The organism is Streptomyces sp. NPDC031418 (assembly GCF_055581605.1).
Genome location: NZ_JBVIJC010000028.1, coordinates 101215 through 117225 on the forward strand (window position 1 = coordinate 101215; position 16011 = coordinate 117225).

11 protein-coding genes are annotated in these 16011 nt (G+C 70.3%); 6 read left to right on the forward strand and 5 right to left on the reverse strand.

Annotation, left to right across the window (positions count from 1 at the left end; all coding sequences use genetic code 11):
- The first annotated feature begins 108 nt into the window (after positions 1–108).
- On the forward strand, positions 109–1320 hold the full coding sequence (locus tag ACZ5CZ_RS33120) for a right-handed parallel beta-helix repeat-containing protein (RefSeq protein ID WP_468948149.1): 1212 nt from the start codon (positions 109–111) through the stop codon (positions 1318–1320).
- A gap of 16 nt (positions 1321–1336) precedes the next feature.
- On the opposite strand, the gene ACZ5CZ_RS33125 is transcribed toward ACZ5CZ_RS33120, so the two are convergent.
- Positions 1337–2020 carry a hypothetical protein gene (locus ACZ5CZ_RS33125; RefSeq protein WP_468948109.1) on the reverse strand — a complete coding sequence of 228 codons (684 nt, stop codon included), beginning with the start codon at positions 2018–2020 and terminating at the stop codon, positions 1337–1339.
- A gap of 304 nt (positions 2021–2324) precedes the next feature.
- Complete coding sequence (locus ACZ5CZ_RS33130; RefSeq protein ID WP_468948151.1) at positions 2325–4757, reverse strand: SdrD B-like domain-containing protein; 2433 nt, start codon at positions 4755–4757, stop codon at positions 2325–2327.
- 996 nt (positions 4758–5753) lie between these two features.
- Between ACZ5CZ_RS33130 and ACZ5CZ_RS33135 the strand changes: the two genes are divergently transcribed.
- Positions 5754–6248 carry a GNAT family N-acetyltransferase gene (locus ACZ5CZ_RS33135; protein WP_468948111.1) on the forward strand — a complete coding sequence of 165 codons (495 nt, stop codon included), beginning with the start codon at positions 5754–5756 and terminating at the stop codon, positions 6246–6248.
- 103 nt (positions 6249–6351) lie between these two features.
- Here the strand turns inward: ACZ5CZ_RS33135 and ACZ5CZ_RS33140 are convergent, their stop codons facing one another.
- On the reverse strand, positions 6352–7230 hold the full coding sequence (locus tag ACZ5CZ_RS33140; RefSeq protein WP_468948113.1) for a GNAT family N-acetyltransferase: 879 nt from the start codon (positions 7228–7230) through the stop codon (positions 6352–6354).
- Between the two features lie 588 nt (positions 7231–7818).
- On the opposite strand from ACZ5CZ_RS33140, the gene ACZ5CZ_RS33145 reads away from it, so the two are divergent.
- From ACZ5CZ_RS33145 to ACZ5CZ_RS33155, 3 genes are read left to right on the forward strand one after another with little or no spacing between them, the layout of a single operon-like run.
- Positions 7819–8190 carry a phage holin family protein gene (locus ACZ5CZ_RS33145; RefSeq protein ID WP_468948153.1) on the forward strand — a complete coding sequence of 124 codons (372 nt, stop codon included), beginning with the start codon at positions 7819–7821 and terminating at the stop codon, positions 8188–8190.
- The gene (locus ACZ5CZ_RS33150) at positions 8187–8699 is read left to right on the forward strand and encodes a DUF3618 domain-containing protein (RefSeq protein WP_468948115.1); all 513 of its coding nucleotides are present in this window, start codon (positions 8187–8189) and stop codon (positions 8697–8699) included. The genes ACZ5CZ_RS33145 and ACZ5CZ_RS33150 overlap by 4 nt, the downstream gene beginning before the upstream one ends.
- Before the next feature lie 5 nt (positions 8700–8704).
- Entirely contained in the window at positions 8705–8971 is a 267-nt protein-coding gene (locus ACZ5CZ_RS33155; protein ID WP_385846976.1) for a DUF4235 domain-containing protein, read from the forward strand.
- 523 nt (positions 8972–9494) lie between these two features.
- Here ACZ5CZ_RS33155 and ACZ5CZ_RS33160 read toward each other — a convergent pair.
- Together ACZ5CZ_RS33160 and ACZ5CZ_RS33165 are read right to left on the reverse strand one after the other, a co-directional pair.
- Positions 9495–10697: a GH25 family lysozyme gene (locus tag ACZ5CZ_RS33160; RefSeq protein WP_468948118.1), complete on the reverse strand. Its 1203-nt coding sequence runs from the start codon at positions 10695–10697 to the stop codon at positions 9495–9497.
- A 92-nt stretch (positions 10698–10789) separates the two neighbouring features.
- A complete protein-coding gene (locus ACZ5CZ_RS33165; protein WP_468948120.1) occupies positions 10790–11734 on the reverse strand; it encodes a peptidoglycan-binding protein in 945 nt (314 codons plus the stop codon).
- Between the two features lie 266 nt (positions 11735–12000).
- On the opposite strand from ACZ5CZ_RS33165, the gene ACZ5CZ_RS33170 reads away from it, so the two are divergent.
- Complete coding sequence (locus ACZ5CZ_RS33170) at positions 12001–15843, forward strand: nSTAND1 domain-containing NTPase (protein WP_468948122.1); 3843 nt, start codon at positions 12001–12003, stop codon at positions 15841–15843.
- Positions 15844–16011 lie beyond the last annotated feature (168 nt).

A 16011-nucleotide genomic window follows, 5' to 3' on the forward strand; every position in this document is an offset into this window, starting at 1 on the left:
ATGCTCGCGTTATTGATCACACTGACATGCGTCCTGGCGGGCTGCGGGTCCGGCGATGGCGGATCGAGTCACGGCCGGCGACCGTCCGGTGAGCACGTGACGATCAGAGTGCCGGATGACGCGCCGACGATCTCGGATGCGGTGTCTCTCGCTCACCCCGGTGACCTGGTGTTGGCCGCTCCGGGCGTGTACCACGAGTCGGTCAAGATCGACACGGCGCACCTCACTCTTCGTGGTGAGTTGCGGGACAAGGTCGTCATCGACGGGCGGTTGCAGCAGCCGAACGGCATCGTCGTCACCGCGCCCGGGGTGGCCGTGGAGAACCTGACCGTGGAGAACAACACGCAGAACGGGGTCCTGGTCACCGGTTCGGCAAAGGCGGCCGCCGGGCTGCCGGGGCAGAGCGGCGGCTACGACACCGGCGATGAGCCGGTGACCTTCCTGAAGTCGTTCCTGGTCTCGTACGTGACCGCGACTCGCAACGGTCTGTACGGCATCTATGCGTTCTCCGCGCAGAACGGTGTCATCGAGCACTCGTACGCCTCGGGCGGGGCGGACTCGGGGATCTATGTCGGACAGTGCAAGCCCTGTCACGTCGTGGTGCGGGACAATGTCGCCGAGCTCAACGCGGTCGGTTACGAAGGCACCAACGCCAGTGGGGACATGTACGTGGTCGGCAACCGTCTGGTCGGCAACCGGGTCGGCCTGACCACCGACTCCGACCACCAGGAGAAGCTGCTTCCGCAGCAGGGTGCCGTCGTGGCGGGCAACCTGATCGCTGCCAACCAGCAGAAGGCGACCCCCGAACAGGCCGACGGCGGATGGGGCATCGGCATCGGCATCGACGGTGGCAGCGACAACCAGTTCATCCGCAACCGCATCGCCGGCAACGGCAACGCCGGGCTGGTGATCACTGCGACGGCCGGCATCCCGACGAACGGCAACCGCGTCCTGGACAACACCTTCACCGCCAACGGAGTAGACGTCGGCTGGACGTTTCCCACCGCCACGCGGGGGCGGGGCAACTGCCTGCGCGGCAATGACCTGCGAACGACGGTGCCCGCCCGGCTCGCGACGACCGCGTCCTGCCCGCTTCCGGCCAAGTCGCCCTCGCCGTACGGCAGGTGGGCGGCGCCGACGGCACCCGGCGGCATCCCCTTCACCGAGGTCGCGGCGCCTGGTCCACAACCGCAGTTCCCCCACGCCGGCACTACCGGCGCGACCGCTGTCCCGGCCGTTCCGGCCATGCCGGATGCGGCGAGGATCCCGCTGCCGTCGGCGTCCCTGCTCTCCGCGGGCGCGCGGGTGCAGACGTCGTGAGCGTCCTGGGCAGCGGCTACCGGGTCGGGGAGACTCCCGGTACCGGCTCGACCGGGACGTACTTCTGGGTGTCGAAATCGACGACCACAGGCTGCGACTCGGATGCCACGCCGGCGCGGACCCGGTACATGGTGCCGTCCGAACCGATCCAGTAGCGCACGTTGCCTGCCGTGCCGGAGCGGTCACGGGAGGACGGCCCGGTCATGACCTCCACCCGATGCCCGTCCACCTGGTCCCGTCCCCACCAGGCGGCGCCGTTCTGCGGCAGCAGTTGGGCGTTGTCCGGCCGGTCGCTGCCGAGACCGAGCGCGATGGCCAGCGAGCTGTCCAGTGAGCTGCCGGACGGCTGTAGCGGACGGCTGTACCAGCCCGACCGGGGCGGCGACACGGGTGCGTGCGCCGGGGCGTGCGCCATCGGGTGGACGAACACGGCGGTGGCCGTCCACTCGATCAGTCCGTCGCTGGACGTGTCGCGCCCGGTGCCGTGCACCACGCCGTAGCCGAGCTTGCCCCGGTAGTCGACGGACCCGGTGACGGTCAGTCCGGCGGCGGTGCCCGGCACGGTGATGGTCACGGCGCGGCCGTGTGCCTCGTAGTTACGGAACCGCGTGATCGCCAGCCGGTTCGCCTCATCCGCGGTCAGTGCGCGCGGACCGCTGGAGCCGGAGTCGCGGCCCGCGAGCAGGAACGCGGCACCCACTGCGACGGCGGCTGTGCAGATGATGGCTGCCGCCCAGCGTGGTCGCAGCCATCGGCGCCGGGCAGCCGCACTGCCCGGTAGAGCTTGCTGGATTCTCCCGCTCCGCACTCGGCTCGACGCTGACACTCTTCTGATTCACCCTCTCAGGGCACCACGCTGCTCGGCCGCCGTGCGGTCGCGGCGGCATTCGGCACTCCGGTGACAGACGACGCCAGGGCCGGCCCTTGTGGGCCGGTCGAGACGTGATCTACCCGACCGCGCCATCCGGGCCGCGGGCGGGCAGATCACTGTAGTTCGGTTCGATTCAGTGTTTCTGGACGTGACGCTTCCGGCTCATGAACGCAATGGCCACGCCCACGCCCACCAGCAGACCGACGAGGGCGATCATCCCTGGCAGCCCCGTCATACCGGTGTGCGCCAGCGAACCCGTGTCCCCGCCTTCGGGGCCCTGGTTGTTGGCAGGCGGCCCGGGTGACGGCGGCGTAGAAGCCGGCGGCGAGGACGGTGGCGAGCTCGGGGTCGAACTCGAAGTCGGGGTCGGGGTCGGCGTCGGGGTCGGGGTTGCCTTCGGGATGTAGACCCCGGCATCGATCGTGTGATCGACCCCACCCGGCTTGTCCGGCGCCGTGACGGGCGCGTAGCCCTTGCACAACTCCCCGCTCGTCGGCGGGGTCACATTGGAGTCATGCGCCCGGTTGGCACCGGCTCGCGGGAGCGTGAACCGCAGCTCGCTTGCCGGCGGCTGGCTTGGCACCTTGCTGGTGTCCGCGGTGCACACGTCGAACTGCACCGTGTATTTGGCACCGGGTGTGAGCTGGTAAGCGGCGCCGACTCCACCGAAGTAGTACTCGCCGGCGGCGTCGGTTTTGGTCGTGGCGACCTGCTTGCCGCTCGCGTCCAGCAGGTTGATCGAGGCTCCGGGCAGCAGCGGTTCCGCCGGGTCCTGGGTCCCGTTGTGGTCGCCGTCGAACCAGACGAGGTTGCCGATCTGGATCGGCGCGTTCGCTGCCGCGTACGCGATGTCACCGAGCCCTCCGGCCTTGCCGAAGCCGTTCTGTTCCTGGCCGATGAACTGGTACGCGTTGGCGTTGGGAGCGTTGCCCGGGCCCTGACCGGTCGTGATGTCGTAGTAACCGGTCCCGCTGGTTTCGATGTTGGTGGTCGGGTCGAACTCCGTGCTGACGACCCACTGCTGCTGCGGGATATAGGCCACCGACCCCAGTGCCGTCTCCTGGTGCCCGCCACCGAAGAAGTCGCCGGGGAAGTACTCGACGACACCGTTGTCCTCGCCGTGGTCGTTGGCGGGGGTCGCGTGGTTGGGGCAGTTGCCGGTGCCTTCCCACGCGTACCCACCGGCTGGGTCGGCGCAGGCCATGTTGATGTCACCACCGGACATGCCGAGTTCCGACGTGTTGTCCCCCGGGCGAGGGTCCAGCCCCTTGGCACTGAGGACGTCCATGAACCGGTCGCGGAAACCCAGGATCATCGAACCGTCGCGGGCGAAGGCCAGGGAGGCGAGCTCCGGCTGCGGATCGATGAAGGCACCGCCCGCCTTCCTCTGGTCCCACGTGGCCAGGCTGGTGTTCCACGGGTTCCAGTGGGTGGCCTGGGCGATGTCGCCGGCACCGGTGAAGACGGTGCCGCGCTTGTCGGTGAGCGTATGGGTCAGCACCGTGGTGAACCGCTTGCCGTCGTAGGCGTAGACGACGGCCTTCAGGTCCGGGCGCTTCTGTGTGCTCTCCGCGCTGCACACGCCGCCGACGTACAGCGTGTTGTCGTGCGTGGCCAAGCCGAACGGCCGCCAGTCGCCGGAGCTGGCGCATCCCGGGTCCGGGATCGACACCATCGCCTCGGGCGCCGAGGCGGTGGCCCTTGTCGCGTTGAAGCTGATCAGGCTGCGGGTCAGCAGGTTCACCGCGTACAGCGTGGAGCCGTCCTCCGAGAGGGCCAGGCCGCCGATGCTCTCCTTGCCCGGGGCGTTGGTGAACCCGGGATCCTTGATCATGTTGGCGGTGTCGTGCGGTGTCACCGCGGCACCCGGCACTTGCGCGAACAGCACCGGCGCGCCCCCGCCGTTGACCGGCACCGTGTAGATCGCGCCGGCGCCCTTCGGCCCGTAGGGGGCGTACCGGCGGGCGAACGCGCTCTGGAACAGCCGGCTGCGGTATTTGTCGTAGGCCAGCCCGAACGTCGTGCCCACCTGGGCCTGCGTGGCCAGCGTGTCCGGGCACGGCACATTGGTAGGACACGTGCCTCGGGTCTTCGTCCCGAACGCCACCAATGCCCGGGTGTCGGTTCCGTTGGCGCCGTTCTGGACCGGCACGAAGTACCGCGAGTCCGGCAGCGCGTAGTCGGCCGGATCCCACACCCCCGTCACCACCGAGGCGTTCTTTCCCTCCGACACGTCCACGAACGACGTAAAGCTGTCGAAGTGGTTCTCCGTCGTCGACGCGGGCGCCGCCTGTAGATAGTCGCTGTACGGTGCCGGGATGCTGACGTCGACGCGGTACTGGCCGCCGCTCAGCACCGTCGAGCCTGGCACCACGACCTTTCCGGTGGCATCCGTGACGCCGGTGAGATGGCGCCCGGCGGGGTCGGAGATCTCCACCTTCATACCCCGCTGGGGCACATCCATGGTCGCGTTGATCACGCCGGTGCCGAAGAAGTCGCGCAGCACCTCGACCGTCAGCGTGCCGTCGGCGGCCGAAGCGGCAGCCGGTACAGCCGCCGCTCCCATGGCACCACCTGCCATGAGAAGAACAGATAATCCGATGCGCGCCAGCGGCCCCCCGGCCGTCCGGCGCGAGTCTCTGCCGACTCGGTTCATGGCATCACACTCCACACTTCCCTTGTTGTGGAAATAGCGCCCGCTTCTCGCTGCACGCCCACTCCGCGGGTTCCCTGGCGAGGGCGCCGGCCCCGAGCGCCACGGAAAAACGAAAAGGGGCCTACTGCTGGTTGTGGGCTGCTCTGCGGTGATCGCATGAAGATATTGTGGTCGATTCGTAAGCATCGCAGGCCAGGAAAAACAAACACGTGTTCACAGACTCGGGCAGGAGAGCCTTGGGTTGCGTGTTCCTGCAGCTTCACCACGATGCCTCCCCCCACCGCCGACCACATCGACCGCCATCGCGACCAGCGCGCGCCGTACTCTATCCGCTGGTGACTCGCCTTCACCAGCCGAAGCCTGGCATTCATGCGCGGCTGACCCGCACGTTCTCGAGCGCCCGGAAAATGGGGGCCGGAAGAAGGCACGGGAGCGAAGTAATGGCCGAAACAGGTCTCTTCAACCTCCGGTTGGGCCCCGGAATGAAGCAACCCAGCCCAGTGGATGGGTGGGGGCGCTCACCAGTCCGCAGTACCTGCTGAGACTGAGCACTTCGCCTGAGGGGATTTACGGGAATACCTCGACGGCGAGTTCGGCCTCTCGCTCCTCCACAGCGGTGGTCAAGTCGACGATGCGCTGTTCCAGCCGGGTGATCGTCTGCTGGAGTTCCTCGGCGCTGGCCGGGCTGCCCAGACCGGACTCGTGCCATGTCTGGTTCCCGAAATACGGGGAGACGCACGAACCTCACCGCCGCGGAGGTCCGTGCCTTCCGATACCCCTCCCCGAACTTCCGCGGAGCAGCACTGGTACTCCTGCCGTAGATCGTTATGTGCCCTGCCCTTGGGACTGTCTGCCACGGACGGAAACTCAGGTGGCTTCGGCGAACCATCCGGGTAGAGTCGGGCAATGCCCGAGCTGAAGCGGCTGCATGCCGACCACGCCCCGGCGGTCCTGGCCTTCGAGCTGGCGAATCGCAGCTACTTCGCTGCCTCCGTCTCCGACCGCGGCGACGACTTCTTCGACCGGTTTGCCGACCGGTACAAGGCCTCGCTGGCCGAACAGGAGGCCGGCATCTGCGCCTTCCATGTTCTCGTTACCGAAGAGGGCTCCGTGCTCGGCAGGTTCAACCTGTACGACGTGGAGGACAGCACTGCGGGACTCGGCTACCGCGTCGCGCAGCAGGTCGCCGGCCGCGGCGTAGCGACCGCGGCCGTCCAGGAGCTTTGCCGGCTGGCGGCGGCGCGGTACGGGCTGCGCACACTGCGGGCGGCCACCTCCCACGACAACGTTGCGTCCCAGAAGGTGTTGACCAAGGCCGGGTTCGTCCCGGTCGGCCCGGCCGCCCCTTCCGATCTCGGCGGCACGTCAGGGACCTGGTACCAGCGCGACCTTCAGCCGTAGCGATGACCAGCGGTGGTGAGCCAGGGCGTGTGTCGAAGGCGCGGACGGGCCGGGCGGGGGGATGCCCCCGTCCGGCCTGTCCACTCCCTGCTAAAGGTCGAGGCTAAAGGTCGAGCTGATACTGGTGTGTCGTGTGTGTGGGTGTGTAGCCGAGACCGTCGTTGATCCGTCTCATGTGTGTGTTGCTGGCGGCGGTGTCGGTCAGAAGGCCACCGAGGTCCGGATAGTCACGGTGGGCCTGTCGGATCGACTCGGCCTTCATCCATCGGCCCAGTCCGTGTCCACGGTGCTCGGGCAGCACGCCGGTGCCGTAGTGCTGGCCGTCACCTGCGCCGTTGCCGGGGATGACGAGTTCGGTGAACCCGGCGATCGAGCCGTTGGAGGCGTCGATGGCGACGACGGTGTGCAGGTGGTCGCCGCGCTGTTCGACGGCCTTCGCCGCGGCCCGCACGCGGTCCACGTCCCAGGTCACGGTGCCGAAGTCGGTGTCGTCCATGGGCATGTCGTCCATGGCGCGGCGTGAGGCGGCGAACGTCTGGGCGAGGTCGTCGGGGACGGTTCCCTGCCATGACATCAGCCGGTAGCCGGGATGCGGACGCTCGATGATCTCGGCGAGGACGGCGGTATCCACGTCAGCCAGTGGCAAGCGGGTGAACCTCAAGCTGAGGACCTTCCGGAATCCGCGCGCTGCCAGGAAGTGGTCGCCGGGCGATCCGGCTTCCGCCTGCGCGACAACGCAACGTCGGGCGTTGTCCCGGGCGGCGGCCACGGCGCTGTCGAGGAGCCGGGAGCCGACGCCCTTGCGGCGCTCCGCGGGATGAACGCGGAGGTCCAGCTCGGCCAGGTGCTCTTGTCCGCCATCGAACAGGCGCAGAAAGGCCGTCCCGGCAGGAATGGAGTCCGCGTCCGATGCCAACCAGGCAAGACGCCGGCCGTGCGGCCCGTGAGCGGGGTCGGTCAGTGGGGTGATGCGAAGGGACAAGGTGTCTCCGTCGTGAGGAGGCGGCTAGGGTCAGTACGCGAACTCAACTCCTGGGCACTCCTGCGCATGTGCTCCACACCTCCTGGTCAACAGCACCGACCTGCACTGATGCAGGCGCCTGGGCGAACCTAGCTGGCCGATTGACTCCTGGGCAAAGGGTTATCGTCCAGACCGGGTCACCCACCGTGATCGCTCCATCGCAGGCGGTCAGACGGGTGTCGCCGTACTTCTATCGCGGGCAGACGGCGCCGGCCTCGGACGCCTGGGTGCGGCACCGGACCGCGAGTCCGGCCCTGTTTGTCAGACGCCGTCGCAGGCGTCGATCAACAGTCACGGCCGAAAATGAGCTCCCGTACGTCGTACAGGCCGCTGGAGCCGCCTCCGCCGCCGCCCGCGGCCAAACGTCAGGTCATGCCGACCGCTCTGAACTCCCCGGCTCTGGGTACTCGCGTCCGCAACGGATGGTCGGGCGCATGTCGCAGTCCGGCCTGCGGGAACTCAGACGGACGGGAGGTGGCCACGGTGTCGAGCACGCAGCCGCACCATGCCGGGTCCGGCCAGGGCGCGGACCGCGTGGGCCAGGAGCCGGTGGGCGAGCTGGTGCAGCGGGCCTCGCAGCAGCTGACCGAGCTGGTGCGCGGCGAACTGCGCCTGGCGCAGGCGGAGATGAAGGAGAAGGGCAAGCGCTACGGCAAGGGCGGCGGTCTGTTCGGCGGCGCCGGCATGGTCGGCTTCCTGATGGCGCAGGCGCTGGTCGCGACCGTGATCGCCGCGCTGGCGGTGGCGCTGCCGGTGTGGGCAGCCGGGCTGATCGTCACAGCCGCGCTGGGTGTGATCGCCGCGGTGCTGGCCATGAGTGGAATGAAGCAGGTCGACCGAGCCGCGCCGCCCATGCCCGCGCAGACGGTCGAGAACGTGAAGGCCGACATGGCCGAGATCAAGGAGAGCGCACACCGATGACCCAGCCGCCGCACGACGAACCCACCGCTTCCAGCCCCGAGGAACTGCGCGAGCAGGTCGAGCAGACCCGGGCCGAGCTCGGCGAGACGGTCGAGGCGCTCGCAGCGAAGACCGATGTCAAGGCGCGCGCCCAGGAGAAGGCCGCCGAGGTCAAGGAACAGGCAGCAGTCAAGGCCAGCGAACTGAAGGAGCAGGCAGCGGCGAAAGCCGACGAGTTGAAGGAGCAGGCCGCCCTGAAGGCCGGGGAAGTGAAGGCGAAGGCTGCCGACCTGGCCCACCAGGCACAGGAACGGCTGCCCGACCCGGTCAGGGACAAGGCCGCCCAGGCCGCCGGGCAGGCCCGGGCCAAGGCCGCCGAGGCCGGCCGGCTGTGGCAGGACAAGACGCCCGAGCCGGTGCGCCGTACGACCGCTCAGGGGGCGCGGCTGGCGCGTGGCAACCGCGGGGTGCTGCTGGCCGCAGCGGGTGTGACCGTGGTGGTGTGGCTGGCCTGCCGCCGAAAGGGGTGAGCCGGGTGAAGGCGTCGAAGATCGCTTACAAGCCGGTCGGTCTTGCGCTCGGCGCCGTCAGCGGCATGGCCGCGGGAGCGCTGTTCAAGCAGACGTGGAAGATGCTCGGCCATGACGAGGACGCCCCGGACGCCACCGACGAAGAGCGCTCCTGGTACGAGGTGCTGCTCGCCGCCACGCTCCAGGGCGCGATCTTCGCCGGAGTCAAAGCGGCCGTCGACCGCGCCGGCGCCACCGCCGTCCGCCGCCTGACCGGAACCTGGCCCGGCTGACGCGTATGAGGAGTCGGGAGGGCTGGTGGAACACCACCACCGGCCCTCCCATCCCCCCGTCCAGGACCCGTACGAAGGGCCTCGCACAGTCATGTCAGATCATCATGCGGCTGCCGCGCTGACCGCCGCAGCAGTCACCGCCGCGATCCTGGTCGCCCGGGCAGTCGTCCTCCACCAGGGCGACCGGAGGTGGAACGGGCGCGTATCCGATCTCATGCGCCCTCGCATCGCACCTCGCTCCGCGAAGGCCACGCCACCTGCGGACGCGCTCTCGGACCCCGCCTCCTGCGCCGTGCGAGAGGCTGAAGCGCACATCCAGCACTGTTGGCAGCAACTCCACACCCGCGCCGACCCGTCCGAGTGACCCACGCAGGGGGCCCGATTCAAGGACGGCTGGCACCGCTGACTACCTTCAGGCCCGTCGTAGACGAATCACCGACACGCACGCCCGGTCCGCCGCAGAGGATGCGGCGGACCGGGCGGCGGCCGGACGGCGCGGGCACCGCGGGCGCCGCGGGCGGCCTCAGCTCACCAGGGCCATCCAGGTGTTCGGGCCGACGACGCCGTCCGGGGTCAGTCGCCTGGACTTCTGGAAGGTGATCACGGCGTCCCGGGTTGCGGTCCCGAACCGGCCGTCCGCGGTGAGGGACGCGCCGTGGGCCTTCAGCTCTTCCTGGACCGCCTTCACTGCCGTACCGCTGTCGCCCTGCCGCACGGTGACGACCAGGCGTTGCCAGGTGTTCGGTCCGACGATGCCGTCGGCGGTCAGCTGCTGGCTCCTCTGGAACGAGACCACGGCGGCCCGGGTCCCCGCACCGAACTGCCCGTCCGCCGCGAGGGAAGCCCCGTGCGCGTCGAGCAGGTACTGCACGGTGACCACTTGGCGGCCTGTCTGGCCCTGCTGTACAAGAGGCCAGCTCGGGGCGGGCGGCGGAGGCGTGTAGTCGCCCAGGGCGAAGGTCTTCAGGTCCTTCAGGGTGCCGTTGAAGACGTCCTGGTCCCCCGGGAAGGGGCCGGAGTCGGCGGTCTGCCAGACGGTGTAGGTGTTCCAGCCGGCGGCCAGCGGGGTGGGCGTACCGGACTGGTTGACGATCCACAGCGGGACGGTGCGGCCGAACCCCCGGTAGTTGCCGGTGCAGGATGCCCACCAGCCGGCGGAGGTGTAGATCACCGGCTGGCGGCCCGCCCGTGCGCGGTACTCCTTCACGAAGGCCGCGATCCAGTTGGTCATGGCGCTGCGGCTGAGCCCCCAGCAGGCGTCGCCGTGCCCGTTGGCCTCGATGTCCAGGGCGCCGGGAAGGGTCTTGCCGTCGCGCTTCCACATGCCGCCGTGGGCCAGGAAGTAGTCGGCCTGTGCGCGTCCCCCGGAGGCGTCCGGGCGGGCGAAGTGGTAGGCACCGCGGATGAGTCCGGCGCCGGCCGCCCCTTTGTACTGCTGCGGGAAGTAGCTGTTGGTGTAGGTGATCCCTTCGGTCGCCTTCACATAGGCGAAGGCGGCGCCCATGGTGGCCGTCTTCTTCCAGTCGATCGTCGGGTTGTAGCCGCTCACGTCGAGCCCCCGCACCGATGCGGCGGTCCGGCTCGCCCCGGCCGTCGCGCTGGTGTCCGCGTGGGCCATGCCCGCGCCGCCGGCGCACAGGGCCGTCAGCGCGGCGACCGCCGCCGCACCGCGGGCCCGCCGCCCGGCTCTTGCCCGGGTGGCACCGCGCCCCTGGGGATACGTCATCGCTGTCTCTCCGTTCGTGTTCCGTGGTGGGTCAGGGCCTGCCCCTGCCGGATGTGCCGGCAGGGGCAGGCGGGGCAGCCGGGCGTGGCCTGCTACGGGCGCACCAGGCCGTAGAAGACGGAGCCGGACAGCGAGTAGCTCTTGTCGTAGACGCCGTAGCGGCCGGAACCGGCGGGATCGCTCGTGTTGCCCGAGATGACGCGCACGGTCGAGCCGTTGACCTGGTCGACGACGCCGATGTGGTACCGGTTGTGCGCGCTGCCGAAGATGATCAGGTCACCGGGCTTGGCGGACTTGAGGCCGCTGGTGCCGACCCACCTGTGGTGCTGGACGGCCCAGTCGTAGACGTTGGGCACGTACGTCATGAAGGGGATGCTGACTCCGGACTGCCGCCAGACCCACGTGGCGAAGGCCGCGCACCACTCGGTGCACACGCTGTACGGCTTGCCGGGAACGCACTGGTGGGAGTCGGCCGTGACCCCGATCTGGCTGCGGGCGGTCTTCACGATCTTGGTGCGGAGCGCCGAGGTGGTGTGGCAGCTCTTGACGAGCCGCTCGATGCCCATGGCCTTCATCGTCTGCTCGCCGGCGATGCCGTCCGCGGACAGATGGTGCTTGGACTGGTACTTCTTCACCGCGCTCGTGGTGCCGCTCCCGTAGTCGCCGTCGGCCTCCACCCCGGCCTCGGTCTGCACCTGCTTCACCTCGGAGGTGAGCCCGGCGAGCGTCTGCGAGCCGATGACGCCGTCGACGGCGAGACACCGGTCGCTCTGGAAGGACTGCGTCGCCGCCTTGGTCCTGGGGCCGCCGATACCGTCCACCTGACCGGCGCCGTAGGCCAGGCCGTTCAGATCCCGCTGGGCCAGCTTGATCTGGGTGGAGGTGGCAGCCGGCCGGGCGGCCGTCGAGACGGTCGCCGAAGCCGGGCCCGGGGCGGCCGCCAGGGCGCCGGTCGCGACCGCGGCGGTCAGCAGACCGAGAACGGCCCGCCGGGTGCGCCGCACCGGGCGGGCGGCCGCAGGAGTGTTCTTCAGCATGTCCGGTACTCCTCGGGTTCAGGGAGAAGAGAAGGTGAACTCGGGAAGAGAGCGCCCTGCGTTGCGTTGCAGCTGTACGGCCATCGCCCTCGTCCCGGGCGGCGCCGGCCACTCCCCCGCAGCAGCCGGTCGCCACTTCGGTTCTACGGCAGGACACGTTGTCCGGTGTCGGTGAAGAGCCTTCGGACAACCGTCTCCGGACAAGTAGGCTCCCGGCGACGCTTCTCGAACCTTGGGGGTATCAAGTGCCGCGCAGAGAAAAGCCGTTGGAGGACGATGGCAGCGCACTGACCGGCTTCGCCGCCGAGCTGCGCCGCTTACGGGACGCGGCCGGCAAGCCCACCTACCGTCAGCTCGCGGCGGCGGCGCACTACTCGTCGACGACGCTCGCCGACGCGGCCGGCGGGAGGAAGCTGCCCACGTTGGAGGTCACACTCGCCTTCGTCCGGGCGTGCGGCGGCGACGAGGAGGAATGGAAGGCGCGCTGGCACGAGGTCGCCGCGGGTCTGGCCTCCGCCTCGCCGCACGAAGAGGACGACGCGGGCCGGGAGCAGGACCGGCCGTGCCCCTATGTGGGGCTGTCGGCTTTCCAGCCGGAGGACGCGGACCGGTTCTTCGGGCGGGAGAGACTCACGGACGACCTGGTCGCCCGGGTCCGCGCAGCCCGGTTCGTCGCCGTGTTCGGGGCGTCGGGATCCGGTAAGTCCTCGCTGCTGCGCGCCGGTCTGATCCCTCGTCTGCGCGAGGGTGATGCGGTCGGCGGTCCGGGTCTGCCGGTCCTGCTGTTCACCCCTGGAGCGCATCCGCTGGAGGAGTGTGCCGCCCGGCTCTCGGCCTTCGCCGGGGGCACGGCGTCTGCCCTGCACAGGGAGCTCGGCGCCGATTCCCGGTCCCTGCACCAGGCGGTCCTCCAGGGACTCGCCAGGGCGGACTGCCCCGACGACACGGATCTGCTGCTGGTCGTCGACCAGTTCGAAGAGATCTTCACCCTGTGCCGGAGCAAGGACGAACGGGACCGTTTCGTCAGCGCGTTGCTCACCGCGGCCCAGGCCGCCAACAGCCGTACCCGCGTGGTCATCGGTGTGCGCGCCGACTTCTACGCGAGCTGCTCCCAGCACCCCGAACTCGTGGCGGCTCTCCAGGACGCCCAGTTGCTGGTCGGCCCCATGTCGACGGAGGAACTGCGCCGCGCCGTCAGCCAGCCGGCGGTCCGCTCCGAGTGCGCCGTGGAGACGGCCCTGCTGGCCCGGGTCGTGGCGGAGGCCACCGGACAACCGGGCGTCCTGCCGCTGGTCTCCCATGCCATGCGGGAGACCTGGCTGCGCCGTCGCGGCAACACGCTGACGCTGAGCGGCTACGAGGCCGCGGGCGGCATCCCGCACGCCCTGGCCAACACCGCCGAGGCCCTTTACGAGCAGATGTCCGCCGAACAGCGCCGGCTCACCCGCTCCGTGCTGCTGCGGATGGTGTCCCTCGGCGACGGAACCGACGACACCAAACGGCCCGTGTCGCGCGAGGACCTCGGCCCGGACACCGGCGCCGTGCTGGACCTGCTGGCCCAGGCACGGCTGGTCACCCTGGACAGGGACAGCGCCGAAATCACTCACGAGGCGCTGCTGCACGCCTGGCCCAGGCTGCGCGGGTGGATCGACGAGGACCGGGCGGGTCTGCTGATGCACCAGCAGATCACCGAGGCGGCCGCCGTCTGGCAACGGCAGGGCCGCGACCCCGGTGCCCTGTACCGGGGCGGCGTGCTGGCCGCGGCGCGGCAATGGGCCGCCACCCGTGGCGACGGTCCGGCCACCGGCCCCCGGGTGGAGGAGTTCCTCGCCGCGTCCATCCGGCACGCGGGCCGTGCGGCACGTCTGCGCCGCGCCGGAATCACCGCCGTGTGCGTGCTGGCCCTCGTCGCGTCCGTGGCCGCCGGAGTGGCGCTCAAGAAGACCGCGACCGCCCAGGCCGAACGGAACAACGCCATCGCCGGGGAGGTGCAGACCGAGGCGAGCCAGTTACGGCAGACCGATCCCTCGCTCGCCGCCCAACTGGACATCGCCGCCTACCGCATCCGTCCGCGGCCCGAGCTGCAAACCGACCTGATCAGCGCCGCCGGCGCCCCGGTGTCCAGGGTCCTGCCCGCGGGAGACGGCACCGTGTTCGCGGTCGCGTACAGCCCCGACCACCGCACCCTCGCCGCCGGGGGCGCGGACGGGCGGATCCGGCTGTGGAACGTCGCGGACCCGACCCACCCGGTGCCGATCGGCCGCCCCGTCGACAGCCACAGCACGTGGGTCTACTGGCTCGCCTTCAGCCCCGACGGCCGCACCCTGGCGTCCGCCGGACGCGACCGCACGGTACGGCTGTGGAACGTCACCCACCCCACCCACCCCACTGCGTGGGGAGCGCCGCTGACCGGTCACAGCAGCTACGTCTTCTCCGTGGCGTTCAGCCGGGACGGGCACACGCTCGCCAGCGCGAGCGACGACGGTACGGTCCGGCTGTGGAACGTCGCGGACCCGGCGCACCCGCGGCTGCTCGGGCACCCCCTCAAGGGACACGACCACGGCGCCGTCGCCTCGGCCGCGATCAGCCCCGACGGGCGCACGCTCGCCAGCGCCGGTCACGATCACACCATCCGGCTGTGGAACATCACCGACCCCGCCAAGCCGCAGCGTCTGGGGCGGCTCACCGGCTTCCAGGACACCGTGTTCTCCGTCGCCTTCAGCCCCGACGGCCGTCTCCTGGCCGGCGCGGGCAACGACCGCACCGTCCACCTGTGGAACGTCACCGACCCGACCGCACCCGTCCCGCTCGGAAAACCCCTGGCCGCGCACGACGACACGGTGTACGCGGTCGCCTTCAGCCCGGACGGGCGGGTCATGGCCACCGCCGGAGCCGACCACACCGTCCGCCTGTGGAACGTCATGGACCCGTCCGCACCCGTCCCGCTCGGGCAACCGCTCACCGGGCACACCGAATACGTCTACTGGCTGGCGTTCAGCCCGGACGGGCACAGCCTCGCCTCGGCCGGCGCCGACCACACCGTCCGGCTCTGGAAGCTCCCGGACACCGTCATCCCGGACTCGAGCTACGTCAACACCGTGGCGTTCAGCCGGGTGCGGCACATCATGGCCAGCGGCAGCACGGACAGTACCGTCCGGTTGTGGGACGTCACCGACCCGGCACGGCCGACACCCCTCGGCCGCCCTCTGACCGGCCACACCAACGCCGTACGGAAACTGGCGTTCAGCCCCAGCGGGACGATCCTGGCCAGCGCCAGCCGGGACGGCACCATCCGGCTGTGGGACGTACGCGATCCCGCGCGCGCCAAGCTGCTGGGCAGTCCGCTCACCGGCCACCGGGGCGAGGTCAGCTCGGTCGCCTTCAGCCCGGACGGCCGGACGCTGGCGAGCGGAGGCAAGATCGACCAGCAGGTCCGCTTGTGGGACGTCTCCCGTCCGGCGCACGCGACCGGCATCGGTGAGCCGCTCACCGCGCACAAAGGAGCGGTCACCGCCCTGGCCTTCCGCCCGCAGGGGCACGTGCTGGCCACGGCCTCCGCGGACGACACCACCCGCCTGTGGGACGTGACCCACCCTTACCGGCCTGTGCCGCTGGGCCATCCCCTTGCCGCCCGAAGCGGCGGTGCGTACGGCGTGGCGTTCAGCCCCGACGGCCGGACCCTGGCCACCGCCAACGTCGACCACACGGTACGGCTGTGGAACGTCGCCGACCCCGCACGGCCGCTGGCCCTGGCCGAGCCGCTGCTCGGCCACACCAGCTTCGTGTACGGGGTCGCGTTCAGCCCGGACGGCCGCACTCTGGCCAGCAGCAGCGACGACCACACCGTGGCCCTGTGGAACGTCACCGATCCGGGCCACCCGTCCCAGCTGGGCACCTCCCTCGTCGGCCACACCGCACCGATCGACGACGTGGCGTTCAGCCCGGACGGCCACACTCTCGCGAGCGCGAGCGACGACCACACCGTGCGGCTGTGGAACCTCGACGTCAGCCAGGCGATCCGCCGCCTGTGCGCCTCGACCGGCGCCGTCACCGCTCGGCAGTGGCACCGGTACATGCCCGAACCGTCACTGGAGCAGCCCTGCCCATGACGTGCCCTGCCCGGGCAGCGCACCGGCCCCACTCTCCCGACCTGCGGGTCTGAGCCGTCGTTGTCCGGCCCATGTTGTCCGGTGCCGGCTCACCGGCACCGGACAACGACGACGCGCTAGACCGGTTGCAGGTGCCGGCCGGCCCGCACGGCGGCAGCACCTGGCCGC

Coding starts and splice junctions, on each gene's coding strand:
- ACZ5CZ_RS33160 (WP_468948118.1), bottom strand. CDS start 10,697: ATGACGTATCCCCAGGGGCGCGGTGCCACCCGGGCAAGAGCCGGGCGG.
- ACZ5CZ_RS33150 (WP_468948115.1), top strand. CDS start 8,187: ATGACCCAGCCGCCGCACGACGAACCCACCGCTTCCAGCCCCGAGGAA.
- ACZ5CZ_RS33130 (WP_468948151.1), bottom strand. CDS start 4,757: ATGGGAGCGGCGGCTGTACCGGCTGCCGCTTCGGCCGCCGACGGCACG.
- ACZ5CZ_RS33135 (WP_468948111.1), top strand. CDS start 5,754: ATGCCCGAGCTGAAGCGGCTGCATGCCGACCACGCCCCGGCGGTCCTG.
- ACZ5CZ_RS33165 (WP_468948120.1), bottom strand. CDS start 11,734: ATGCTGAAGAACACTCCTGCGGCCGCCCGCCCGGTGCGGCGCACCCGG.